Origin of the sequence: Ralstonia sp. 25C, from assembly GCF_051904805.1 — a bacterium.
Classification (GTDB): domain Bacteria; phylum Pseudomonadota; class Gammaproteobacteria; order Burkholderiales; family Burkholderiaceae; genus Ralstonia.
This window is the reverse complement of the sequence record NZ_CP196737.1, coordinates 2,552,919-2,576,995: the sequence shown is the minus strand read 5'-3', so window position 1 is coordinate 2,576,995 and position 24,077 is coordinate 2,552,919. Positions and strand designations below refer to the sequence as shown.

Sequence of the window (24,077 nt, the reverse complement as noted above, 5' to 3'; positions counted from 1 at the left end):
TGGGCATACGCCCCATTACGGCACAGAAAGGCACAAATTTAGATGGAACGATACAGGGAACCGCCCGAATCCGGTGGAACTTTCCGCTGGCGCGCGAGGGGCGGCGCGGCAAGTGTTGCGGGATGCCATCGGCGGCTGGACACCCCACTTCGAAAATCTTGCGAAATGACGCACAAAGCGCTCCAGCAGGCACTGCGGCGGGGGTGCTCGGGCAGCCGCCTCAGCGCTGGCAGGTCGGGCAGTAGAAGGTCGAGCGCTGGCCTTGCACGATCTGGCGGATCGGCGTGCCGCACACGCGGCATGGCAGGCCCGCGCGGTCGTACACGAAGGCCTCGAGCTGGAAGTAACCGCTCTGCCCGTCTGAGCCCACAAAGTCGCGCAGCGTGCTGCCGCCCCGGGCAATGGCGTCGGCCAGCGTGGCACGGACGGCTTCGGCCAGCGCCGCGTAGCGAGGGCGGCTGATGCGGCCTGCCGCCGTGGTCGGCCGAATCCCGGCGCGAAACAAGCTCTCCGAGCAGTAGATGTTGCCCACGCCCACCACGATGTCGCCCGCCAATAGGGCCGATTTGATCGCAACGCGACGCCCACGGGTTCTGGCGAACATCCAGTCGCCATCGAACCGCGCGTCGAATGGTTCAATGCCGAGGTTGCGCAGCAGTGGGTGCTCCGCCAGGCCCCCTTCGTCGCCGGGGTGCCATAGGACAGCGCCGAAGCGACGCGGATCGCGATACCGCAATGTGATCGGCACACCGGTTGCGTCCGCCAGTTCAATGTCGACGTGGTCATGCGGCCCCGGCGTCACCGGTGTCTCCAGCACGCGCAGGGTGCCCGTCATGCCTAGGTGGATCAGCAGCCAGCCGCCGCTCGCGCCCGTCACGCCGGGCCCGTCCGCATCGGGCATGCATTCGACCAAGAGATATTTGCCCCGGCGCAGCAGGCGCGTCACGGTCAGACCGGCGAGCAGGTCAGGCAATGCCGGGTCAATCGGCCACCGCAAGCCATGATGGCGCACCACGGCGCGCACGATGCGTCGCCCCGTGATATGCGGTAACAGGCCCAAGCGGGTGACTTCTACCTCCGGCAACTCAGGCATCGAACCTCCGTCGCATGTGATGCTCCAATCTTCTTGACCAATGCGGCCGATTGTAGCGGTCAGGCTACAATGCCCCGAACCCTCATCCGGAGCCTCGCAACCATGCCTCACGCCTTCTCCCGTTCGCCCGCGACGCAACGCCCGCGGCGAGTCCCACGCAGCCGAGCGATCCTGCTCGCCTCGCTGGTTGCGGGAGGCTTGGCGAGCGTGCCGGCATGGGCAACGCAGTCCGCCACGCGGTTCGCCCATAGCGCAGCCGCCCCGCTCATCGCCCAGGCGACACCGGAAGGCGGCAACAACCGCGCAGCCGTCCAGCTGGAACGCTCGCGGCCGCGCACCGGGCTGTTGAATTCCGAGCGCACGGACCTGCCGCATGTCCCGCTGGATGCGGACATCATGTATCGCGTGCTGGCGTCGGAAGTGTCGCTGCAGCGTGGCATGGTCGAGCCGGCCTATCGAACGTATCTCGACCTGGCGCAGGACACCCGCGACCCGCGCTTCGCCCAGCGCGCCACCGAAATCGCCTTCCTGACCCGCTCTCCTTCGCAAGCGTTGACTGCGACGCGGCTATGGGTCGAGCTTTCGCCGACATCCATGCCCGCGCGCCAGGTGCAGCAGCTCCTGCTGGTGGCCACCGGCAAATGGGCGGAAGTCGAGCCGATGCTGCAAGCGCAGTTGAACAAGGTGTCGCCCGGCCAGCGCGCCGACGCCATCCTGCAGTTGCAGCAGCAGATGTCCAAGAGCAGCGACCCAGCTGGCGCCGTGACTGCGCTGCAGCACATCGCCGCGCACGACATGCAGCGCCCCGAAACGCACCTGGCGCTAGCACGCGCCAAGGTCGTCGCCAAGGACGTCCCGGGTGCGCTGACGGAACTGGATACCGCGCTCAAGCTGCGCCCCGGCTACGAAGACGCCGCCATCCTTGCCGCCGAACTCCGCGCGGATAGCGACCCGGATGGCGCCATCGCCGGCCTGCGCACCTTCCTGAAGGCCGCGCCGGCCTCGATCGACGGCCACCTCGCGCTGGCCCGCATGTACCTGGTGCGCGATCAGCAGGACAAGGCCCGCACCGAGTTCGAGGCCGTCAAGAAAATCGCGCCCAACGACGCGCGCATTACGCTGGCGCTGGGCCTGCTGAACCTGCAGCAGCGCCAGTACGACACCGCCGAGCGCTATCTGAAGGAATACGTGGCCGCCACGGCCAAATCGCCCACGCTGAGCCCCGAGCCGGGCTATCAGGGTCTCGCCCAACTGGCCGAAGAGAAACGCGACTACGCCGGCGCGCTCGCCTGGGTCGACAAGATCACCGGATCGGCCAACGGCGACGGCGATGGTCAGACCGCACTCGCCGCCGGTATCAAACGTGGGCAATTGCTCGGCAAGCTGCGCCGCATCGACGAAGCCCAGCAGACGTTCGATGAACTCGTTGCCGATTCGGAAGACATCCCCGACGGCCCGCGCCGCCAAGCGTTGATGGACGGCATCCGCCAGGCCGAGATCGGCATGCTGATGGACGCGAAGGCCTACGGCCGCGCCCGCGCCCGCGTCAACGAGTTCCTGCAGAGCGACCCGGACAACGTCGAATACTCGTACCAGTTGGCAATGCTCGAAGAGCACGACGGCCACTACGACAACATGGAAACGCTGCTGCGCAAGGTGATCGACCTGCGCCCCGGCCAAGCCATTGGCTACAACGCGCTTGGCTACTCGCTGGCCGATCGCAATGTGCGCCTGCAGGAAGCGCAGGAGTTGCTGGAGAAGGCTGTCTCGCTGGCGCCGGAAGACCCCTATATCGCCGATAGCCTGGGCTGGGTGAAGTACCGCCGCGGCGATCTGCCGGCCGCCACCGACATCCTGCGCAAAGCCTGGACCGCTGCCCCGCAAGCCGAGATCGGCGCGCACCTGGGCGAAGTCCTGTGGCAATCGGGCAAGCAGGACGATGCACGCAAGATCTGGACGGAAGCCGTCAAGCTCGACGTCAACGACAACACCCTGCGTGACACGCTGCGCCGCTTCGGCCAGCCGATTCCCGACGCCCCGACGAGCGCGAACTGATGGGCGTGCGGTTCTCCAACGCGCTTGGCGCGGTAATGCTGGGCGCGAGTTGCATGTTGTTTGCCGGCTGCGCGAGCGTGCGACCGGCCAATGACCTCTTCGCTGGCGTGCAAGACGGCGACACGACAGTCACGCGCTATCAAGGCCGCTTTTCCGCTCGTTACACGCAAGGCAACGCCGAGCAAAGCGTGGTGGGCAGCTTCCTCTGGCGCGAGCGCGGCACCGATGTGCAACTGGAATTGATGTCGCCGCTGGGCCAGACGATGGCGGTGGTCAGCCAGAACCAACAAGGCGCCACGCTCGAGTTGCCCAACCAGCCACCACGGCGCGCCCCCGAAGTCGACACGCTGATGCAGGACGCGCTCGGTTTCTCGCTACCGGTTTCCGGCCTGCGCGATTGGCTGCGCGCCCGCCCCGCGGCTGGCACGCCAGCCCATGTAGCACGTGACGCGCAATCGCGCCCCGAAACCATCGAGCAGAACGGCTGGACCGTGCACTACGTCGCCTGGACGGACGACGCCTCCACCGATGCGCGCATCCGCCGGCTCGACCTGGATCGCCCGCAAGGCGCGAATGGACCGCTCTCTGTGCGGCTCGTACTGGACCAGTAACAGCGTCATCGTTTCACCATGACTTCCGCACCGACCGAGCTGCGTGATTGCCCCGCGCCCGCCAAGCTCAACCTCTTTCTACACGTGGTCGGCCGCCGCCCCGACGGCTATCACCTGCTGCAAACGGTCTTCCAGTTGATCGATTGGTGCGACACGCTGCATTTCACGCGCCGCACTGACGGTCGCCTCGTGCGCACCACCGACATCCCCGGCGTACCGGCCGATGACGACCTCATCATCCGCGCCGCACGCCTGCTGCAAACCGAGACCGGCTGCACCTACGGCGCCGACATCGCCATCGAGAAGCGGCTGCCGATGGGCGGCGGCATCGGCGGTGGCTCGTCGGACGCGGCCACCACGCTGCTCGCGCTCAACCGCCTGTGGGGCCTCGACCTGCCGCGCACGACGTTGATGGCGCTCGGTCTCAAACTCGGTGCCGACGTGCCCTTCTTCATCTTCGGCCAGAACGCGTTCGCCGAAGGCATCGGCGAGCAACTCACGCCGGTCACCGTGCCGCCGGCCGCGTTCGTGGTGATCCATCCTCGCGTGCATGTGCCCACCCCCGAAATTTTTTGCGATGAAGGGTTGACACGCGATACGCCACTCACCATAATTACGGACTTTCCTGACCAACAAATTGTCTTCGCTTACGGTCGCAACGATCTGCAAGCGGTGGCGGAAAGGAAATACGGCGAAATCGCCCGAGCTCTTGTCTGGCTGCGTCAGTTCAGCCCTCTGGCAAGAATGACCGGGTCCGGTGCCTGCGTGTTCGCTCCGTTCGATAACGTTGAGCATGCACAAGCGGTGGCGGATCAGGTGCCTTCCGAATGGGAAGGTCGGTGTGCGGCAGGTCTGGCGCATCACCCACTCGCGAGTTTTGCTGTGTAAGGTTTGCAGTTATTGCTTCTGCAATGGAAGCAGTAACCAATCGGTTGTGTAGGGGCGTCGCCAAGCTGGTTAAGGCACCGGATTTTGATTCCGGCATGCGTAGGTTCGAATCCTTCCGCCCCTGCCATTTTCTTCCTCATGTTCCCAGCAATAGCCCGGTTGGCGCTTCAGCCAGCCGGCGCGTCTGAAGTCAAAACAGGTGCCCCGATGAGCAGCGAAGGCTTGATGGTTTTTACCGGCAACGCCAATCCCAAACTCGCAGAAGCTGTCGTCAAGCACCTAGGCATTCCGCTGGGCAAGGCCCTCGTCGGCCGCTTCTCCGATGGTGAAGTCCAAGTCGAGATTCAGGAAAACGTGCGCGGCAAGCACGTGTTTATCCTGCAATCGACCTGCGCCCCGACCAACGACAACCTGATGGAACTGATGGTGATGGTCGATGCGCTCAAGCGTGCATCCGCCCGCCGCATCACGGCTGCCATCCCCTACTTCGGCTATGCCCGCCAGGATCGCCGCCCGCGTTCGGCGCGTGTGGCCATCACGGCCAAGGTCGTGGCCAACATGCTGGAAGTCGCCGGCGTCGAGCGCGTGCTGACGATGGACCTCCACGCAGACCAAATCCAAGGCTTCTTCGATATCCCGGTCGACAACATCTACGCGTCGCCCGTCCTGCTCGAAGACCTGCGCAAGAAGAACTACAGCGACCTGCTGGTCGTGTCGCCGGACGTTGGCGGTGTGGTGCGCGCGCGCGCGCTCGCCAAGCAGCTCAACACCGATCTGGCGATCATCGACAAGCGCCGCCCCAAGGCCAACGTGGCCGAGGTGATGAACATCATCGGTGAAGTCGAAGGCCGCAACTGCGTGATCATGGACGACATGATTGATACCGGCGGCACGCTGTGCAAGGCAGCCCAGGTGCTCAAGGAGCGCGGTGCCAAGCAAGTGTTCTCGTATTGCACGCACCCGGTGCTGTCGGGTGGCGCGGCCGCTCGCATTGCCGATTCGATGCTGGACGAAGTGGTCGTGACCGACACCATCCCGCTGCGCGAAGACGCCATCAAGTGCGGCAAGATTCGCCAGCTCTCGACGGCGCCGCTGCTGGCCGAGACCTTTACCCGCATCGTGCGTGGCGACTCCATCATGTCGCTGTTTGCTGAATAATTCAGCAGTCGCACGAGCTCTGTTATAATTCAAGGCTTTACTGCAGAAAACGTCGATTCGACGACACTTCTGCGGTGTTTGCGGGGCGCAATGTTGCGCCCCATTCACCAGACGGCTTGGTCGCGAGTCGTCTTTTTCGTTTGGAGCAATCATGAAAGTTGTCGCTTTCGAGCGTAGCGTTCAGGGCACTGGTGCGAGCCGCCGCCTGCGCAATGCCGGCAAGACCCCGGCCATCATTTACGGTGGCGGTGCTGAGCCGAAGCTGATCGAACTCGATCACAACGCGCTGTACCACGCGCTGAAGAAGGAAGCCTTCCACTCGTCGATCCTCGACATCGAAGTGGCTGGCAAGGTGGAAAAGGCGCTGCTGCGTGATTTCCAACTGCACCCGTTCAAGCAACTGGTTCTGCACGTTGATTTCCAACGCGTGTCGGCCAAGGAAAAGATCCACGTCAAGGTGCCGCTGCACTTCCTGAACCAGGAAACCGCACCGGGCGTGAAGCTGGGCCACGGTATCGTGAACCACATCCTGAACGACGTGGAAGTGTCGTGCCTGCCGGCCGACCTGCCGGAGTTCATCGAAGTGGACCTGGGTGCTCTGGAAATCGGCCAGACCCTGCACATCGCTGACCTGAAGCTGCCGAAGGGCGTGTCCATCCTCACCCACGGTGGCGATGAGAACCCGGCGGTTGCCAACATCAGCGTGCCGGCTGGCGAGAAGTCCGCTGCTGCTGAAGAAGGCGCTGCCGCTGCTGGCGAAGAGAAGCCGGCCGCCTAAGTTGCCGCACCGTCGCACCTTCGGGTGCGACACGAAAAAGCCCGCCGAGCTGGTCTCGCCGGGCTTTTTTTCTACCTGCGTTTCCCCCGAGGCCGCCTTGCCTGCACGTCGAGGAAAGCGGCTATGCTTGTAGGATCAAGGGGCGCTTCCTGCACCTCATCCTGGTATTTCATCGCATGATCAAACTCATCGTCGGGCTCGGCAATCCGGGCGCCGAATATGCTGCGACCCGGCATAACGCCGGCTTCTGGCTGATCGACCAACTTGCCCGCATCGGCAACGTAACGTTACGTAACGAGACGCGCTTTCACGGCTATGCCGCCCGCGCCAACCTTTGGGGCAACGAAGTGTGGCTGCTGCAGCCGCAGACTTTCATGAACCGTTCCGGCCTGGCTACCGTAGCGCTGGCGCGCTTCTACAAGGTGATGCCGGATGAGATCCTGGTCGTGCACGACGAATTGGACTTGCCGCCCGGCGCGGTCAAGCTCAAGCTCGGTGGCGGTTCGGGTGGCCACAATGGTCTGAAGGACATTGCCGCGCATCTGACCACGCAACAGTTCTGGCGCCTGCGACTGGGCATCGGTCACCCGCGCAATCTGTTGCCGCCGGGTACGGCGCCATCCGGCCAGCACGACGTTGCCAACTTCGTGCTCAAAGCGCCCCGCAAGGAAGAACAAGAACTCATCGACCGCGCCATCGATCACAGCCTCGACGCGCTGCCCGAGCTGATTGCCGGCAACGCTGAGAAAGCCATGATGCGCCTGCACACGACTCGCTGAGCCGCCCACACCAGCAAGGACACCGCCATGACGCCGTTCATCTCCCTCACCTTTCGCGCCGCCGCGCTGGCGGGTCTGGTGTTCGGCCTATCGGCAACGACGCCCGCGCAAGCACAGGTTTATCGCTGCAACGAGCACGGCCAGACGACTTACTCGGACCACCCCTGCGGCACGCGCGCGACGTCGGTGCCTCTGATCGACAACACGCCAAGCGCGGCTGACCAGAAAGCCGCGCTCGACCGCGCCAGCACCGAGGCGGCGCAAGTCCACGAGATGGAAACCACGCGTCGCAAGGCACAAGCCGCAGAAGACGCGCGCCAAGCACAGATTGCCGCGCAAGCCGCCGAGCAGGCGCGCCGCGAGCAGCAGCGGAAGGTCGTGGTTGCGCAGGAAGGCGTGCGTTACTGTCATCGCGTGTACATCGGCCCTGCGCCCTACCCGCAGCCCTATCCGACACCGATGCCGGTGATTACCCAGCCGCCCGCCCCGCCTGCCGGCGCGCTGCGTCAGCCCAGCAATGGCCCGAAGCCATTCGCGCAGGCACCGGCTGCACCCACGCCCATCGTGCCGCGCCCGCCGCGTCCGCATTACCCGCACTACCGTATCGTCTGTGAGCCGGGTTACGTGTATGAGGGTCCGGAAGACCTGCTACCGATCCAGTAAACGGAACAGCACGCACCAATGAAAAAGAGACGGCCTCGGCCGTCTCTTTTTGTTGGCTCACGCCGCGCGTGGCGGGGAAGTGAGCTTGATGTACTTCTGCATCAACTGCTCGTGCGTTTCCTCGTGGGCCGGGTCCTTGGGGATGCACTCCACCGGGCAGACCTGTTGGCACTGAGGCTCATCAAAGTGGCCGACGCATTCGGTACATTTGCCCGGGTCGATCACGTAGATCTCCGGGCCCATCGAAATGGCGTTGTTCGGGCACTCGGGCTCGCACACGTCGCAATTGATGCACTCATCGGTGATGATGAGCGCCATGATGCCTTCCTTGAAATGACCGGCGGGCTGGTCGTAACGAATGCCCGCCAAAACGTCATTTTATTCCGATTTGCCCGACCCTTCCGCCTTGCCGGTCTTTTCCTTGAGCCACTTCTCGACCGACGGGAACACGAACTTGCTGACGTCGCCACCCAGGACGGCGATTTCACGCACAAACGTGCCCGAAATGAACTGGTACTGGTCCGACGGCGTGAGGAACATGGTTTCCACGTCCGGCAGCAGGTAGCGGTTCATGCCGGCCATCTGGAACTCGTATTCGAAGTCCGACACGGCACGCAGGCCCCGCACGATCACGCGCGCGCCGTTCTTGCGCACGAAATCCTTCAGCAGGCCGGAAAACCCTTCGACTCGCACGTTCGGATAGTGGCCGAGCACTTCACGGGCGATCTCGATGCGCTCTTCCAGCGCGAAGAACGGCCGCTTGTTCGGGCTCTGCGCCACCCCGACGATCAGCTCGTCGAAGATGTTGGATGCACGCCGCACGAGGTCTTCGTGACCGCGCGTGAATGGATCGAAAGTGCCGGGATAAACCGCGATCACCATGGTTCCTCCACCAAGGGGAAAAGAGCGTCCGTCGTGCGCGGCGTGGGACATGGCCGCGCCATTGTGCATTTGGACACCGTTGCGTTGTCGAGCGCGGCTGGTCCCGAGCCTGCCGCCTGCAGGTGCCGCCCGATGCTCATGCACCGTTGCGAGCGGCGTAGTTTAACCGTTTTTGCGGAGCAGCAAATGTGCGTGCACCGCGCCGGCGCGCAGATGCTTGTGCAGCACCAAATCGGTGGGCAGCGCAATACCGGCGATGGGCGCGTCGCTAGGTGAATCAGCACTCACATCCACCAGCGGCTGCGCTGCTTCAAGGTAGATCACCCCACCCGGTTTGACGACACGGGCCGCGGCATCCAATGCGCGCAAGGTCCAATCCTGCGAAAACGGCGGGTCGATGAACACCGCATCGAGCGCAGCATCGGGCTGGCGGGCCAACCACGCAAACGCGTCGCCGGAAACAATGTCGACCATGCTGGCGCTCAGCTTGTCGCGCACAGCATGCAATGCGCGCACGGCGGGGGCGTGGTTCTCGATGAGCGTCACATGCGCTGCACCGCGCGAAGCGGCCTCAAAGCCGAGCGCGCCGGTGCCGGCGAAGATGTCAGCGCAGCGCCAGCCGGTCAGGTCCTGGCCGAGCCAGTTGAATACGGTTTCGCGGACGCGGTCGCTGGTCGGGCGCAGGCCATCGGCGTCGACCACCGGCAGCGGCGTGCGCTTGTATTGCCCGCCGATGATGCGCACCTGCTGCGGTGCGCGCACATGCGACGTGGCGGTCTTGGCCTTGGGGCCTTTGGAACTGGAGGGTCGAGGTGCCATGGGCGCGATTGTAGTGCCACCGCAAAGAAAAACCGGCGGAGATACCGCCGGTTTTTTCGGTTGAAGCCGAGAGAACGTCAGTTCGCGGCGGCTTTCTCCGGGCCACCCACCACGATCGTCGCCATGGTCTGCGGTTGCAGCACGCGCTGGAACGCCGTGCGCACCTGGTCGCGCGTCACCGCCGCGACGCGCTGCGTCCACGTATCCAGGTAGTCGAGCGGCAGGTTGTACCAGGCGATGTTGGCGACGTTGTCCAGCAGCTTGCGGTTGCTGTCCAGGCGCAGCGGGAAACCGTTAACGAGGTTGTCCTTGGCGGCCTTCAACTCCACGTCGGTCGGGCCATCGGCCACAAACTTGGCGACGGTATCGCGCACCACGGTCAGGGCTTGCTCGGTCTGGTCCTTGCGTGTCTGCAGCGCCAGCTCGAATGGGCCGGGCTGCGCGGCGGGCGCGAAGTAGCTACCGATGCTGTAAGTCAGGCCGCGCTTCTCGCGCACCTCGTTGGTCAGGCGCGCGCTGAAGCCGCCGCCGCCCAGCACATAGTTGCCGACCAGCAGTGCGAAGTAGTCCTTGTCGCCGCGCGCAATGCCGGGCTGGCCAATGATGATGCTGGCCTGCTGCGCCGGGTGCGGAATGCGGATCGTCTCCGCCTTCGCCAGCGGCATTTTCACGTCGGGCAATGCCGGCGGCGTCGCCCCATCTGCCGGCAGGCCGCGCGTGATCTGCTCGGCGATGGCCTCGGCTTCTTGGCGGCTGATCGCGCCGATGAGCGTCACCACCGCGCGCTTGGCCGTGTAGTTGGCTTGGTAGTAGCGGACGATGTCGTCGCGCGTGATGCTCTCCACCGTTTCCGGCGAGGCCGTCTGACCGTACGGATGCGTGCCGTAGATGGCCGTACCGAACGCGCGCTCAGCCAGCACAGCGGGCTTGGTCAGCGATTCACGGATGGCTGCGACCAGGCGCTGCTTGTCACGCGCGAGCACGGCATCGGGAAAGGTCGGCGCCGAGACGATCTGCGTCATCAGTGCGATGGCCGGGCCGCGTTCAACTGGGTCGGACAGCGTACGCAGGCGCAAGCTCGTGCGGTCTCCACCTGCACCGCCGCCAAAGCTTGCGCCCACGTCAGCGAACGCATCGGCAATCGCCGCTTCATCGCGTGCCGGAGCGTTGCCCTGCGCAGCGATGCCCTTGTCGAGCATGCCGGCCGTCAGCGATGCCAGGCCGACCTTGGCCGCCGGCTCATAGCGCGAGCCGGCGTCCACGTCGAGGTTGATGTCGAGCATCGGGATCGACGGGCTCGGCACAAAGTACACGCGCGCGCCGGTCGGCGCCGTCCAGTGCTCGATGGGCAGCGCGGCCAGCGCGCCTTGCGCCGCCGCTGCAACAATGGCGACCAGCGCCGTCTTCAGAGTGATAGACATGGCGCGCATCAACGCAGCCCTCCTTCATCGCGCATACCGGGAACGGGCTTGCGCGCCGGTTTGTTGGGGTCGATCGGTTGCGGCAGCAGCGTGGCCACGACGAGGTTGTCTTCGCTGAAGTACGTCTGTGCCGCATGCTGGATTTGCGCAGACGTGACGGCCTTGATCTTCTCCAGCTGGCGGTCGATGGAGCGCCACGGCAGGCCACTCATCTCGTTCATGCCGATCTCCATGCCCTGACCGAACACCGAGTCGCGCTTGTAGATCTGCCCGGCCACGACTTGCGCTTTGACGCGCTTCAACTCGGCATCGGTCACGCCCTCTTTGGCAATGCGCTCGATCTGCGCGCGCAGGGCCTGCTCGATCTCGGCAGTGGTGTGGCCATCGGTGGGCGTGCCATCCAACAGGAAGATCGACGGGCCACGATTCAAGCCGTCGTAGCCGGCGTTGACGTCATCCGCGATGCGCTTGTCACCTTTGACGAGCAGGTTGGGCAGGCGCGCATTGTCGTAGCCATCCAGCACGGCCGACAGGACTTCGAGCGCGTACGGATCGACATCCTTCTCCACATCCCGCAGCGGCGGCGTCTTGTACGCCAGCACCACGTATGGGTTCTCTGCGGGCGCCTTCACCCAGATGCGCTTCACGCCGATCTGCTTGGGTTCTTCCTGCGCATAGCGGCGCGGCAGATCGTGCGGCTTGAGCTTGCCGTAGGTGCGCTGCGCGAGGCGGAACACCTCGTCGGGGTTCACATCGCCCGCGACGATCACGGTGACGTTGTTGGGCGTGTACCAGGCGTGGTACCAGTTTTGCGCGTCCTGCACTGTCATCGTGTCGAGATCGCCCGGCCAGCCGATGGTCGGGTTGCGATAGGGCGCGGCATTGAACAGCGTGGCCAGCATCTGCTCGTAGACGGTCGAACGGGCGGAGTCGTCGATGCGCATGCGGCGCTCTTCCTTCACCACGTTCATCTCCGGCTTGAACTCCTTGTCGGTGAGCTGGAGATTGGCCATGCGATCGGCTTCGAGCCCCATCACATCGGCCAGGTGCGACTTCTCGATCTGCTGGAAGTACATCGTGAAGTCACGCGTGGTCATGGCGTTTTCACGGCCGCCCAGCGCAGCCACGCGGCGCGAGAACTCGCCGGGGCCCACAGCCTTCGTGCCCTTGAACATCATGTGCTCGAGCATGTGGGCGACACCGGTGGTGCCATTGTGCTCATCGATGCTGCCCGCTCGATACCACACCATGTGGGCCACGGTAGGCGCGCGGTGGTCCTCTTTGACGATCAGGCGCAGGCCGTTGGGCAACTTGTATTCGTGTGTATCGGATTGGCTGGCACCCACCTTGGCGCCCGTGGCAGTGGCTGCTGCACGAGCGGGAGAACCCGCCAGTTCCTGTGCCCCGACCGAGCCGGCTAACAGGCCCGCCGCCAGGGCCATCGCGGCCAGTTGCCAAGCCCGTGACCGAGCCCGATTTGAAACAATTCGCATGGAAGAGCGCATAAGGGCCGTCTGATAAAATTCGACGCTTGATTCTAACGGCGAAATAGACTGCCTTTTACGATGTTTAGTTTCTGGAAGAAGCGCAAGGCAGAGCCGCAACCGGCCGCCGAACCCACGCCCGCAGCCGCGCCCGAGGCCGCTCAACCACCCGCACCGGCTCCGGTTGTTCCCACGCCTGCCGTGGCAGAAGAGGCCCCTGCCGCGGCGCCCCCCCCCGACACCAGCGCGACCACGCCACCCGTAGCAGAAGAAGCCCGCCCAGGCTGGCTGTCACGTTTGGGATTTGGCGGGGGCACCAGCCCCGAACCCATCGTCCCCCAAGCGCCAACGCCTACCCCGGTTGCGCCCGAGGCTGCCACACCGACGCCAGCGGAAGCGTCGACTCCGGCACCCGCCCCTGCACCCACCCCCGCCATCGCACCGCCCGCGTCGGTTGCCGTGCCGGACGCCCCTGCTGAAGCCACCCCGCTCGACATGCAGGCCGGCGACATCGAAACCGTGCCGACGCCGCCCGTCATCGAACAAGCCCGCAAGGGCTGGATGTCGCGCCTGCGCTCGGGGCTATCGAAGACGAGCAAGAACCTCACCACGCTCTTCGTTGGCGTGAAGGTGGACGAAGCGCTGTTCGAAGAGCTCGAAACCGCGCTGCTGATGGCCGATGCCGGCGTCAACGCCACCGAATACCTGCTGGGCGAACTGCGCCGCCGCATCAAGGCCGAGCGCATCGAAACCGCCGAAGGCGTGAGAATCGCCCTGCGCGACCTGCTGGTCGAACTGCTGCACCCGCTGGAAAAAACCATGGTGCTGGGCCGCGAGCAGCCGATGGTGATCATGATTGCGGGCGTGAACGGTGCCGGCAAAACGACGAGCATCGGCAAGCTTTGCAAGCACTTCCAGACCTACGGGCAATCCGTACTGCTGGCCGCGGGCGACACGTTCCGCGCCGCTGCGCGCGAGCAGCTCGTCATCTGGGGCCAGCGTAACAACGTGACGGTGGTGGCGCAGGAATCCGGCGACCCGGCGGCCGTCATCTTCGACGCCGTGAACGCAGCGCGCGCTCGTGGCATCGACATCGTCATGGCCGACACCGCCGGCCGCCTGCCCACGCAACTGCACCTGATGGAGGAACTCAAGAAGGTGCGCCGCGTGACCGCCAAGGCCATGGCCACGGCGCCGCATGAAACGCTGCTGGTAATCGACGGCAACACCGGGCAGAACGCCCTGGCGCAAGTGAAGGCGTTTGACGAAGCGCTCGGCCTCACCGGCCTGATCGTTACCAAGCTGGATGGCACCGCCAAGGGCGGCATCCTGGCTGCGATTGCGCGGCAGCGGCCGGTGCCGGTGTACTTCATTGGCGTCGGTGAGCAGGTGGAAGATTTGCAGCCGTTTTCCGCGCGGGAATTTGCGGATGCGCTGCTGGGCTAAATCCCTTTCCATCTGCGGCGAGCAGCACGATGCCGTGGCTGCTCGCCCAGACGCCTTCTTGCAGCCCCTCCGCACACAAACGACACGCATCAGTAACACCTCAAAGTCTCAGCATCCACCTCGCGCAGGTGGGTTTTCAACCGATATTGAGTCAGGCTTGAACAATCCAGCGAGCTTTGAGGCAGAGAGGTCTGCAAGCAAAACGATGTTGCAGGAGCTGCGGGAGACGCAAGCTGGGACGACCATGAAAAATAGATTAGATTCCATTCAGCATTTGAGAGGAATTGCCGCGTTACTGGTAGTTGGTTTTCACGCGGCATATACGACTCAATCTCACGGATGGCCTCAGATATATAGCCAATTGCTGCTCGACTGGGCAAGGCTGGGCGTGGATATTTTCTTCGTGATTTCTGGCGCGATCATGGTCATCACAGCCAATGATCGCCCAGCGGGGCGGCAAAGCGCGGTGTTGTTTATGACGACACGGCTAGCGAGAATCGTTCCTCTTTACTGGATTTTGACCTCTGCCGAGCTTGTTATGCAGGTTTATGCAGCAAGGCATCGAGGCGAAAACTTCGACTACGCGCACGCTCTAGCCTCTTACCTGTTTTTCCCGTCCATCAACCGTAATAGCGGATCAAATCTTCCTGTTCTCGCACCCGGCTGGACGCTGGAATATGAACTCTGGTTCTACGCGATTTTTTCGCTGTCCCTGCTCTCGCCAAAAAAATGGCGCGTGCCTATCGTCGCCACGTTCTTTATTGCGAGTTCGCTGCTGAACTTGATCGTTGAAGATGCAACGATTATTGGGACATACACCAGCCCACTATTGATGGAGTTTGTATTTGGCTGCGCGATTGGCCTAGCGTATCAAAGCGGCGTAAAGCTGCATAGCATGCTTGCTTTTTTGATGCTATCGATCGGACTATGCCTCCTGCTTTTCACACTTAACATCAACATAACAGACACAAATCGCTTCATTTTTTGGGGAATCCCATCCGCACTGATTGTTTCCGGTGCAATATTCTTGGAGCGCGCCGACATATGGCGGAGAGTCACCCCTCTTAAAACACTTGGCGACAGCTCCTATTCGCTATACCTGAGCCATGCGATCTTGCAGCACATACTGATCACGTTAGCCATGAAACTAGACCCAAATCACAAAATAGTGGGCGACGTACTGTGGATGTTTTTTGTAGCAAGCTCAGTGATTGTAGGTTATCTGTGCTACCGACTCATTGAGGCGCCAATCCATCAATGGCTGCGTACTAGACTGATCGACGCTCGCCCAGCCATGACGGCAAAGCAAACGCTGGGCGGCGCCTGATGTCTTCCTATCTCACCCATTGCCAAACATCGTCGATGCGCTGAATACCTCGCGCTGACCGCCAATGCCCGAAGTAATCGCGCTCACCGCCCGGCACTTGCCGGGCGTTTTCATTCTTGCAATGATGAACGGTGGACTAAGCCATCACCGAAGCATCACCCCGCATCCGGCTGCGCCGCAGGCGCCGCCCGCTGAAACGCCTCCTGCGCCATGCAGTGCTCAAAAATGCGCGCCAGCGTCGGGTAATCCTCCACCGCCACATCAAACCGCTTGCCGTTGAACACCTGCGGCACGAGGCACACGTCCGCCAGCGTCGGCGTGTCGCCCACGCAGTAGGCACCGGTCAGCGGCGATGCCGACAGCCGCGTCTCCAGCGCCGCAAACCCCAGTTTCACCCAATGGCGATACCAGTCGTTGCGCGCTTCCTCTTCCACGTTGAACGTGTGCTTCAGGTACTTGAGCACGCGCGGGTTGTTGAGCGGATGGATCTCACACGCAATCGCCAGCGCAATCGCGCGGATGTGCGCGCGGTTGCTGGGCGAGCCCGGCAGCAGCGTGGGCTCGGGGTGCGTTTCTTCCAGGTACTCGACAATCGCCAAAGACTGGTTCAGCACGTCGGTGCCATCGCACAGCACGGGCACGAGCGCATCGGGGTTCAGCTTGACGAAGTCGGGCGCCAGTTGCTCGCCCTTGAGCAGGTGGACCGGCGCGTAGTCATACGGTAGGCCCTTGATCTCCAGCGCGATGCGCACACGGAACGACGCCGAGCTGCGGAAGTAGTTGTAAAGCTTGATCGACATGGCTTGCGGCTCTCTGCTCAGATGACCTTCACGTGCAGTTCGCCCACACCTTCGATCTTGCCAACCATCAGGTCACCGACCACCACGGGGCCAACACCTTCGGGCGTGCCGGTATAGATCAGATCGCCGGGGCGCAGCTCGAACAGGCGCGACAGATACGCAATGGTTTCCGGCACCAACCAGATCAGGTCCGACAGATCCCCGCGCTGATGTTCCTTGCCGTTGACCGATAGCGTGATCGCGCCCTTGTCCGGATGGCCGACATCCTTCACGGGGATGATCGGGCCAATCGGTGCCGAGCCATCGAACGCCTTGCCGGTTTCCCACGGGCGGCCGCCCTTCTTGGCGGCGTTCTGCAGGTCACGGCGCGTCATGTCCAGGCCGATGGCGTAGCCGTAGATATGCTTGGCTGCGGACTCCACAGCGATGTCGCGCCCGCCCGTGCCGATGGCGACCACGAGTTCGATCTCGTAGTGGCAATCCTTCGTCTCGGTGGGGTAGACGAACTGGCCGGTCTCGCCGTCGGGGATGTAGCGCACGGCATCGGCCGGCTTGCAGAAGAAGAACGGCGGCTCGCGGTCGGGGTCGGAACCCATCTCGCGGGCATGGGCGGCGTAGTTGCGGCCGACGCAGTACACGCGGCGCACCGGAAACTGGCCTTGCCCGCCACGCACGGGAATGCCGTTGACGGCGGGCGGGGTGACGACAAATTCGGTCATGCAGGTCTCCTGGAAATTCGCTTGAATAAACAGACGGGGACACGGCCACCGCCCCCCCCGGCGACCGAGCTGCGAGCATACACCCGCACCGGCCCGGCGCGGTTCTTGCAAGCGTAGCGTGCACCCTGCCCCACTTTGCACCATGCAAACGAAACCGCCTGCGCCATCTGCCTCGCCCGCCGCGCCCCACTCGGCCGCGCCGATGCGCGTGCTGCTGGTGCGTGATCCGTTGGACGCCGAGCAGATCAACCTGGAGCTGATCCGTGCGGGCTTGGCCGAGGCCGGCTTCATCGACGTGGGCCTGGCCGACGCCGACCTCACCCTGCCCGACCGCATTGCGCAGGCGCAGCCCGACATGGTGATCGTTGCGTCGGAATCCGCCGCGCGGGACACCATCGAGCACGTCTGCGTGGCCACCCAGCACGCGCCGCGCCCCATCGTGCTGTTCACCGACAACGACGATGCGGCGCGCATCAAATCAGCGTTCGCGGCGGGCATCACGGCCTACATCGTCGATGGCATCAAACCTACGCGCGTCAAGGCCGTGCTGGACGTCGCCTACGCCCGCTTCGAGCACGAGCGCGAACTGCGCGCCGAACTCGACACCGCCAAGACCCAGTTGGCCGAGCGCAAGGTGCTCGAGCGTGCCAAGGGCCTGCTAATGAAGCAGATGAGCCTGTCGGAAGACGAGGCCTTCAAGCGCCTGCGCAAGATGGCGATGGACCGCAATATCAAGCTCGTCGAAGCCGCCCAGCGTGTGATTGACGTGATGGCCACGTGATGGCCGGTTAAGGCCGCCGCGCACCGCCCAGTTTTGGTGCGCCGCACAAGTCCGGCGCCGGAAACGCACCAGCCTCGCGCCACACCCCACCTGCGGCGCTCACACACATCTCAAGACGGTTTGGCCGTTCCTGCCCTTGATGGCGCTTTGAATTTTCGTAAGCGGGCGGAAGAAAGGCGGGGAACTGTTTGAGCGAAGCGAGTTTTCCCCGCCTCCGCCCGGTTACGCAAATTCAAGGAGTCTTTCGCCATCTCGGGCGCGCCTTTCTTTGCCTACTTTCTTTGGCAAGACAAAGAAAGTAGGTCAGCCCCGGCAGGGGATGAAACAAGAGATGCACCAACACCGCTGGCATACCCCTTGCAAGTGTCGCTGCGAGCCGATGCCAACGTGGGTATCGGCACGAGACAACGGCGTCTCGATGCACGGCAAACCGCGCTCCCCGTCATGGAGGGACGTGGCCGCGCGTCGGGACGCCTTTTTCTTTCCTTGGAGCCATGGATGGCCGCGCCAGACAAGACTGACCCCGTCGTCAACCCGATCAATCCGAAGCGCCGCAGCGTCATCAAGGCTGCGGCAACCATTGCAGGAGGGAGTGCCGTGGCGTTGATCGATCCGCTGGTGCGTGCTGGTGCCTGGGCTGCCGGCTCCGATGCGCCCGAGAAGACCGAGCTGAAGGTCGGTTTCATCCCGCTGACCGACTGCGCGTCGGTGGTGATGGCCTCCACGCTGGGCATCGACAAGAAGTACGGCATCAAGATCACGCCGTCGAAGGAAGCCTCCTGGGCCGGCGTGCGCGACAAGCTGGTCTCGGGCGACTTGGATGCGGCGCACGTGCTGTATGGGTTGATCTACGGCGTGCAACTCGGCATCGGTGGGCCGAAGAAAGACATGGCCGTGCTGATGACGCTCAACAACAACGGCCAGGCGATCACGCTGTCGTCCAAGCTCAAGGAAGCGGGCGTCAAAGACGGCGCATCGCTCAAGGCCGTGATGGCCAGGGACAAACGCGAGTACGTGTTTGCGCAGACCTTCCCGACCGGCACGCACGCGATGTGGCTGTACTACTGGCTGGCCGCGCATGGCATCCATCCGCTGCAGGACGCGAAGGCCATCACCGTACCGCCGCCGCAGATGGTCGCCAACATGCGCGTGGGCAACATGGATGGCTACTGCGTGGGCGAGCCGTGGGGCGCTCGCGCGATTGCCGACAACATCGGCTTTACCGCAGAGACCACGCAGGCCATCTGGAAGGACCACCCAGAGAAGGTGCTCGGCACCACGGCGGAGTTCGTGCAGAAGTATCCGAACACCGCACGTGCGTTGACCGCTTCGGTGCTGGAGGCGGGCAAGTTCATCGATGCCTCAGCGTCGAACCGCCGCAAGACGGCCGAGACCATTGCGGCCAAGTCCTACGTCAATACCGACATGGACATCATTCTCGACCGCATGTTGGGCCGCTACACGAATGGTCTGGGCAAGACGTGGGACGACCCGGACCCGATGCGCTTCTATCACGACGGCGCGGTCAACTTTCCGTACCTGTCGGATGGCATGTGGTTCCTCACGCAACAGAAGCGCTGGGGTCTGTTGAAGACGCATCCGGATTACGCGGCGGTCGCCAAGCAGGTCAACCGCATCGACATCTTCAAGCAGGCCGCGGCCGCCACGGGCACACCGCTGCCCAAGAACGACATGCGTACGGCCAAGCTGATCGATGGCGTGGTGTGGGATGCGAAGAACCCCGCTGCGTATGCGGACGGTTTCAAGATCAAAGCCTGATGCTTTTACCGTCCTCTCCGACCCTCTGATTGCGGTCCCTCACATCGATGGAGCCCGACATGAACACGCTCGTCAAACCGTTGTCCGGCGTGCAGCCTGACGCCGCTGCCCCCACACGTCGCATCGCATTGCGCGACTGGTTTGTCGCAGCCGTCGTGCGCGGCTTTCCGCCCGTGCTGGGCCTGGTGATCTTCGTGCTGGCGTGGCAGGGCATCGCCACGGCCATCCCTGCACTGCCCACACCGGCGGTGACGTGGAAGGCCGCCGTCACCCTCTTCGCCGATCCGTTCTATCGCAATGGGCCGAACGATCAGGGCGTGGGCTGGAATGTGCTGGCCTCACTCGCTCGGGTGGGCGCGGGCTTTGGCATGGCGGCGGTCATCGGCATTCCGGCGGGCTTCCTGATCGGGCGCTTTGCGTTTCTGAATGCGATGGCCTCGCCCATCATCAGCCTGCTGCGGCCGGTGTCGCCGCTGGCGTGGCTGCCGATCGGGCTGCTGCTGTTCAAGTCGGCCAACCCGGCGGCCATCTGGGCGATCTTCATCTGCTCGATCTGGCCGATGGTCATCAACACCGCCGTGGGTGTGACGCGCGTGCCGCAGGATTACCTGAACGTGGCGCGGGTGCTGAACCTGTCGGAGTGGAAGGTGTTCACGCGCGTGCTGTTTCCGGCGGTGCTGCCGTACATGCTGACGGGCGTGCGGCTGTCCATCGGCACCGCGTGGCTGGTGATCGTGGCGGCAGAGATGCTCACGGGCGGTGTCGGCATCGGATTCTGGCTGTGGGATGAGTGGAACAACCTGAAGGTTGAGCACATCGTCATCGCCATCTTTGTGATTGGCGTGGTGGGCTTGCTGCTGGAGCACGCGCTGCTGGCGATCGCGCGGCGGTTCTCGTACGACGCGGTTTGAGGGGGGCGACCATGAGCGAAAAATTCCTGCGCATTGAAAACGTCGGGCAGACGTTCAAGACCAAGAAGGGTGCGTTCGTTGCCCTGCGCGATATCGACCTGACCGTCGCGCGTGGTGAGTGCATTGCGTTGATTGGGCACTCGGGCTGCGGTAAATCGACGTTGCTGAACCTGATTGCCGGGCTGACGCGGCCGACCACGGGTGGATTGATCCTGGCGGAGCGTGAGATTGCGGGGCCGGGGCCGGATCGGGCGGTGGTGTTTCAGAACCATTCGCTGCTGCCGTGGCTCACGTGCTTTGACAACGTGTATCTCGCCGTCGAGCGCGTCTTCGGCAAGACGGAGCCGCGCGCGCAGTTGCGTGAGCGCACGCATGCTGCGCTGGCACTGGTGGGGCTCACGCATGCCGAGCAGAAGCATCCGCATGAGATTTCTGGGGGGATGAAGCAGCGAGTGGGGATTGCGCGGGCGCTTTCCATGGAGCCGAAGGTGCTGCTGATGGATGAGCCGTTTGGGGCGTTGGATGCGCTGACGCGGGCGCATTTGCAGGATGAGCTGCTGAAGATCGTGGCGGCCACGGGCAGTACCGTTGTGATGGTCACCCATGATGTGGATGAGGCGGTGCTGCTGGCGGATCGCATCGTCATGATGACGAATGGGCCGGCGGCGACGATTGGTGAAGTGTTGACGGTGGATTTGCCGCGGCCGCGGGATCGGATGGCGTTGGCGGAGGATTCGACTTATCACGCCTGTCGGACGGCGGTTTTGGATTTCTTGTATCGGAAGCAGCGGCATCCGGTGGCTGAAGCGGCTTGATTGTTTTTGTTTTGATGTTGGTGGTTGGCCTCCCTTTCGTCCCCTGCCGGGGCCGACTCACTTTCTTTGTCTTGCCAAAGAAAGTAAGCAAAGAAAGGCGCGCCCGAGATGGCGACCCATCCCTTGAATTTCCGTAACCGGGCGGAGATGGGGAAAACTCGCTTCGCTCAGACAGTTCCCCATCTTTTTTCCGCCCGCTTACGAAAATTCAAGGCGCCATCAAGGGCAGGTACGGCAACGGCCAAACCGTCGCGGTTTTGGCGGCGCCGCTGCTGTCGCCCTCTTCTGCTACAAATGCTGTGCGAATCCGCTCTTGTGCTTCTTTGAAGCCCGGGCGGCTTACTTTGCACACCGGGAGATCGATGGCGTGAATACCGACGCGTTTTTCAACAAGGTCCGGACCTATGCAGACATCTCGGAAGAGGCGGAGCGGGCTTGGGCTGCTCTACTGCAACCTCGGCAGTACCGGAAAGACGAGTCGTTTGTCATTGCGGGGGAGGTGCCGACCCGGTTCGCCTTTGTCCTTGAGGGCCTGTTCTTCCAGCACTGTGTGGGCCCGGAAGGTGACATGGTCATCAAGTACTTTTTTCCGGAGGGCCGGATTGCGGCTTCCGTCAGTGCGACGCTGCAGGGCAAACCCAGCCCATCCACGATCACGGCCATCGAAGACTCCAGCGTCTTGGAGTACGACTTCGCTGCGTTCCGAGCGTTGACGATCCGGTTTCCCGATATCGCAGCCTTCTACATGCGCTACATGGAGCGCCACTGGATCATCGAAAAGGAGCCGATTGAGGTCGGCTTTCGCCGCGACAACGCGATGCAGCGCTATCGCGACTTCATCAGCAGGGAACCCGAGTTGCACCGGCGCCTGAGGCAGCATCACATCGCTGCGTGGCTGGGCATCACCCCGGAAAGCCTGAGCCGCCTGCGAAAGGCCATTGCCCTGGGTGTGGGATAAGCAGCACTGCGGTTTGCGTCTTACCAATAGTCAATGCGCCACCGCGCGCGAGGCCCGTATCGTTGCGCCAGGCAAGCGCGGTGCTTGTCACCAACCGAGGAGACCTGTCATGACCACGTCGATCTTTGTGAACCTTCCGGTCGCAAACCTGCAGAAGTCCAAAGCGTTCTATGAAGCCCTGGGCTTCAAGAACAACCCGCAATTCACCGATGACACTGCCGCCTGCATGGTGTGGAGCGACACCATCTTCGTGATGCTGCTCACGCACGCCAAGTGGCAAACCTTCACCACCCGCCCCCTCCCGGCAAAGGGCACCAGCGAAGTGATGCTAGCCCTGACGTGCGACAGCAAAGACGCCGTAGACCGGATGAACGACGCCGCCGCCAAGTTCGGCGGCACCGCCGACATCAACCCCAAACAGGACCTGGGATTCATGTACAACCGCGCCCTAGCCGACCTAGACGATCACATCTGGGAAGCCGTGTGGATGGACCCCGCAGCCATGAGCTCGTAACACCCAGCAGGCGCCGCGGCGACAACAGACGCAGCGCCACGGGCACACCACCGCCGGTTTGGCCGTTGCCGTTCCTGCCCTAGATGGCGCCTTGAATTTCTGTTGCAGGGAGGAAAAAGAAGGGAGGCCTGTTTGAGCGCAGCGAGTTTGCCTCCCTTCCCTCCCTGCGACAGAAATTCAAGGAGGCTTTCGCCATCTCGGGCGCGCATTTCTTTGGTTACTTTCTTTGGGCAAGACCAAAGAAAGTGACTCAGCCCCGGCAAGGGATGAAACAAGGGATGGACCACCAAGAAAAAAACAAAGCAAAACCTCAACATGGCGCCACCGCAATCCGCAGCGCTATGATCCTCACCACGCCATCCAAACCGCACCAACCCCATGCCCGCTCCCCCCATCCTCCCCGACAACGCCGCTGAGGAAGCCCTCGCAAACGGCCCCTTCCCCGCCGCCCGCTTCATCAAAGAAATCGGCCGCGGCGCAGACGGCGCCCGCGCATTGGTCAAGCACGACGCGCGCGCGTTGTTCACCGCCATGCTGGAGGGCCGCATCGCCGACGTGCAGTTGGGCGCCATCCTCATGGCCTACCGCATCAAGGGCGAAACCCCGGAAGAGCTCGACGGCATGCTGGAAGCCACCCACGCGCACTGCCGCCCGCTGCCGGCGCCGGATACACCGGAGCACGCGCTGCCCGTGGTGATCCCCAGCTACAACGGCGCCCGCCGCCAACCCAATCTGGTGCCGCTGCTGGCCAAGCTGCTGGCGCGTGAAGGCGTGCCGGTGCTGGTCCACGGCATCCGCCGCTTCGACGGCCGCATCACCACGGCCGCGCTGTTCGAGGCGCTCGGCTGGCCCATCTGCGAACACATGGACGAAGCGCGCGAGCGCCTGGAAAACGATCGGCTCGCCTATGTGCCGATCGACGTGCTCTCGCCCGAGCTGACAGCGCTGCTCGACAAGCGCGAGATCGTCGGCCTGCGCAACTCCGCACACACGGTGGTGAAGATGCTGCAGCCCATCGGCGGCCACGCACCGCACGAGGCATTGCGGCTGGTCAGCTACACGCACCCGGAATACCGCGACACGCTCACCGATTACTTCCTGCGCCATCCGGCCAACGTGCTGCTGGCACGCGGCACCGAAGGCGAGGCGGTGGCCGATGCACGCCGTGGCAGCGCAGTGGAGTGGCTGCACGACGGCATGCACGAAACGGTGATCGAGGCGGTGGAAGGGTCGAGCGAGGCGCCGCCCGAATTGCCGGCGGGCACCGATGTGGCCGCAACGGCGCGGTGGATTGTTGCAGTGCTCGACGGCACGCAGCCGGTGCCAGAGCCGATCGCCAAGCAGGTCCGCGCGATCGTGCGGTGTGCAAAACCGGCACGACCTGCCTGATCGATCC

24 protein-coding genes and 1 tRNA gene are annotated in these 24,077 nt (G+C 63.5%); 17 read left to right on the top strand and 8 right to left on the bottom strand.

The features are described from left to right. Positions 1-220 precede the first annotated feature (220 nt). Positions 221-1,093 carry a bifunctional DNA-formamidopyrimidine glycosylase/DNA-(apurinic or apyrimidinic site) lyase gene (mutM, locus tag ACS7SF_RS12105; protein ID WP_439890012.1) on the bottom strand — a complete coding sequence of 291 codons (873 nt, stop codon included), beginning with the start codon at positions 1,091-1,093 and terminating at the stop codon, positions 221-223. Between the two features lie 102 nt (positions 1,094-1,195). Here mutM and ACS7SF_RS12100 point away from each other — a divergent pair, with 102 nt between their 5' ends. From ACS7SF_RS12100 to ACS7SF_RS12065, 8 genes are all read left to right on the top strand, one after another. Then, positions 1,196-3,148, top strand: a complete 1,953-nt coding sequence (locus tag ACS7SF_RS12100) for a tetratricopeptide repeat protein (RefSeq protein ID WP_439890011.1) — start codon at positions 1,196-1,198, stop codon at positions 3,146-3,148. After that, positions 3,148-3,759: a lipoprotein insertase outer membrane protein LolB gene (lolB, locus tag ACS7SF_RS12095; RefSeq protein WP_439890010.1), complete on the top strand. Its 612-nt coding sequence runs from the start codon at positions 3,148-3,150 to the stop codon at positions 3,757-3,759. Before ACS7SF_RS12100 ends, lolB begins: the two co-directional genes overlap by 1 nt. A gap of 18 nt (positions 3,760-3,777) precedes the next feature. Further along, positions 3,778-4,647 carry a 4-(cytidine 5'-diphospho)-2-C-methyl-D-erythritol kinase gene (ispE, locus tag ACS7SF_RS12090; RefSeq protein ID WP_439890009.1) on the top strand — a complete coding sequence of 290 codons (870 nt, stop codon included), beginning with the start codon at positions 3,778-3,780 and terminating at the stop codon, positions 4,645-4,647. 50 nt (positions 4,648-4,697) lie between these two features. Then, positions 4,698-4,774 (top strand) — tRNA-Gln (locus tag ACS7SF_RS12085). Positions 4,775-4,854: 80 nt separating this feature from the next. Continuing rightward, entirely contained in the window at positions 4,855-5,805 is a 951-nt protein-coding gene (locus ACS7SF_RS12080; protein ID WP_426396814.1) for a ribose-phosphate pyrophosphokinase, read from the top strand. A gap of 151 nt (positions 5,806-5,956) precedes the next feature. Continuing rightward, positions 5,957-6,583, top strand: a complete 627-nt coding sequence (locus ACS7SF_RS12075) for a 50S ribosomal protein L25/general stress protein Ctc (RefSeq protein WP_439890008.1) — start codon at positions 5,957-5,959, stop codon at positions 6,581-6,583. A 176-nt stretch (positions 6,584-6,759) separates the two neighbouring features. After that, a complete protein-coding gene (pth, locus tag ACS7SF_RS12070; RefSeq protein WP_439890007.1) occupies positions 6,760-7,362 on the top strand; it encodes an aminoacyl-tRNA hydrolase in 603 nt (200 codons plus the stop codon). A 27-nt stretch (positions 7,363-7,389) separates the two neighbouring features. Then, positions 7,390-8,025 (top strand): DUF4124 domain-containing protein, encoded by a 636-nt coding sequence (locus ACS7SF_RS12065; protein WP_439890006.1) that lies wholly within the window; start codon positions 7,390-7,392, stop codon positions 8,023-8,025. Positions 8,026-8,082: 57 nt separating this feature from the next. Here ACS7SF_RS12065 and ACS7SF_RS12060 read toward each other — a convergent pair whose 3' ends face one another. The 5 genes from ACS7SF_RS12060 to ACS7SF_RS12040 all read right to left on the bottom strand — a co-directional run bounded on the left by ACS7SF_RS12060 (position 8,083) and on the right by ACS7SF_RS12040 (position 12,652). Continuing rightward, on the bottom strand, positions 8,083-8,343 hold the full coding sequence (locus ACS7SF_RS12060; RefSeq protein WP_426396807.1) for a YfhL family 4Fe-4S dicluster ferredoxin: 261 nt from the start codon (positions 8,341-8,343) through the stop codon (positions 8,083-8,085). 60 nt (positions 8,344-8,403) lie between these two features. Next, entirely contained in the window at positions 8,404-8,907 is a 504-nt protein-coding gene (coaD, locus tag ACS7SF_RS12055; protein ID WP_439890005.1) for a pantetheine-phosphate adenylyltransferase, read from the bottom strand. Between the two features lie 162 nt (positions 8,908-9,069). Further along, complete coding sequence (gene rsmD, locus ACS7SF_RS12050) at positions 9,070-9,726, bottom strand: 16S rRNA (guanine(966)-N(2))-methyltransferase RsmD (protein ID WP_439890004.1); 657 nt, start codon at positions 9,724-9,726, stop codon at positions 9,070-9,072. A gap of 77 nt (positions 9,727-9,803) precedes the next feature. Then, a complete protein-coding gene (locus tag ACS7SF_RS12045; RefSeq protein ID WP_439890003.1) occupies positions 9,804-11,156 on the bottom strand; it encodes a M16 family metallopeptidase in 1,353 nt (450 codons plus the stop codon). After that, positions 11,156-12,652 (bottom strand): M16 family metallopeptidase, encoded by a 1,497-nt coding sequence (locus ACS7SF_RS12040; RefSeq protein WP_439890002.1) that lies wholly within the window; start codon positions 12,650-12,652, stop codon positions 11,156-11,158. Before ACS7SF_RS12040 ends, ACS7SF_RS12045 begins: the two co-directional genes overlap by 1 nt. A gap of 474 nt (positions 12,653-13,126) precedes the next feature. On the opposite strand from ACS7SF_RS12040, the gene ftsY reads away from it, so the two are divergent. Beyond that, positions 13,127-14,077: a signal recognition particle-docking protein FtsY gene (gene ftsY, locus ACS7SF_RS12035; RefSeq protein ID WP_439892748.1), complete on the top strand. Its 951-nt coding sequence runs from the start codon at positions 13,127-13,129 to the stop codon at positions 14,075-14,077. Positions 14,078-14,234: 157 nt separating this feature from the next. Beyond that, entirely contained in the window at positions 14,235-15,404 is a 1,170-nt protein-coding gene (locus tag ACS7SF_RS12030; RefSeq protein WP_439890001.1) for an acyltransferase family protein, read from the top strand. Between the two features lie 155 nt (positions 15,405-15,559). On the opposite strand, the gene maiA is transcribed toward ACS7SF_RS12030, so the two are convergent. Continuing rightward, positions 15,560-16,204 carry a maleylacetoacetate isomerase gene (maiA, locus tag ACS7SF_RS12025; RefSeq protein ID WP_439890000.1) on the bottom strand — a complete coding sequence of 215 codons (645 nt, stop codon included), beginning with the start codon at positions 16,202-16,204 and terminating at the stop codon, positions 15,560-15,562. A 17-nt stretch (positions 16,205-16,221) separates the two neighbouring features. Continuing rightward, positions 16,222-16,923 carry a fumarylacetoacetate hydrolase family protein gene (locus ACS7SF_RS12020; protein WP_439889999.1) on the bottom strand — a complete coding sequence of 234 codons (702 nt, stop codon included), beginning with the start codon at positions 16,921-16,923 and terminating at the stop codon, positions 16,222-16,224. 142 nt (positions 16,924-17,065) lie between these two features. Between ACS7SF_RS12020 and ACS7SF_RS12015 the strand changes: the two genes are divergently transcribed. The 7 genes from ACS7SF_RS12015 to ybiB all read left to right on the top strand — a co-directional run bounded on the left by ACS7SF_RS12015 (position 17,066) and on the right by ybiB (position 24,070). Then, entirely contained in the window at positions 17,066-17,704 is a 639-nt protein-coding gene (locus ACS7SF_RS12015) for an ANTAR domain-containing response regulator (RefSeq protein ID WP_439889998.1), read from the top strand. Positions 17,705-18,202: 498 nt separating this feature from the next. Further along, the gene (locus ACS7SF_RS12010) at positions 18,203-19,483 is read left to right on the top strand and encodes a CmpA/NrtA family ABC transporter substrate-binding protein (protein WP_439889997.1); all 1,281 of its coding nucleotides are present in this window, start codon (positions 18,203-18,205) and stop codon (positions 19,481-19,483) included. Positions 19,484-19,542: 59 nt separating this feature from the next. Beyond that, positions 19,543-20,394, top strand: a complete 852-nt coding sequence (ntrB, locus tag ACS7SF_RS12005; protein WP_439889996.1) for a nitrate ABC transporter permease — start codon at positions 19,543-19,545, stop codon at positions 20,392-20,394. Positions 20,395-20,405: 11 nt separating this feature from the next. Next, positions 20,406-21,209, top strand: coding sequence for an ABC transporter ATP-binding protein (locus ACS7SF_RS12000; protein WP_439889995.1), 804 nt, complete (start codon positions 20,406-20,408; stop codon positions 21,207-21,209). Between the two features lie 367 nt (positions 21,210-21,576). Beyond that, a complete protein-coding gene (locus ACS7SF_RS11995) occupies positions 21,577-22,167 on the top strand; it encodes a Crp/Fnr family transcriptional regulator (RefSeq protein ID WP_439889994.1) in 591 nt (196 codons plus the stop codon). A gap of 109 nt (positions 22,168-22,276) precedes the next feature. Beyond that, complete coding sequence (locus ACS7SF_RS11990) at positions 22,277-22,681, top strand: VOC family protein (protein ID WP_439889993.1); 405 nt, start codon at positions 22,277-22,279, stop codon at positions 22,679-22,681. 378 nt (positions 22,682-23,059) lie between these two features. Next, a complete protein-coding gene (gene ybiB / locus ACS7SF_RS11985) occupies positions 23,060-24,070 on the top strand; it encodes a DNA-binding protein YbiB (protein WP_439889992.1) in 1,011 nt (336 codons plus the stop codon). Positions 24,071-24,077 lie beyond the last annotated feature (7 nt).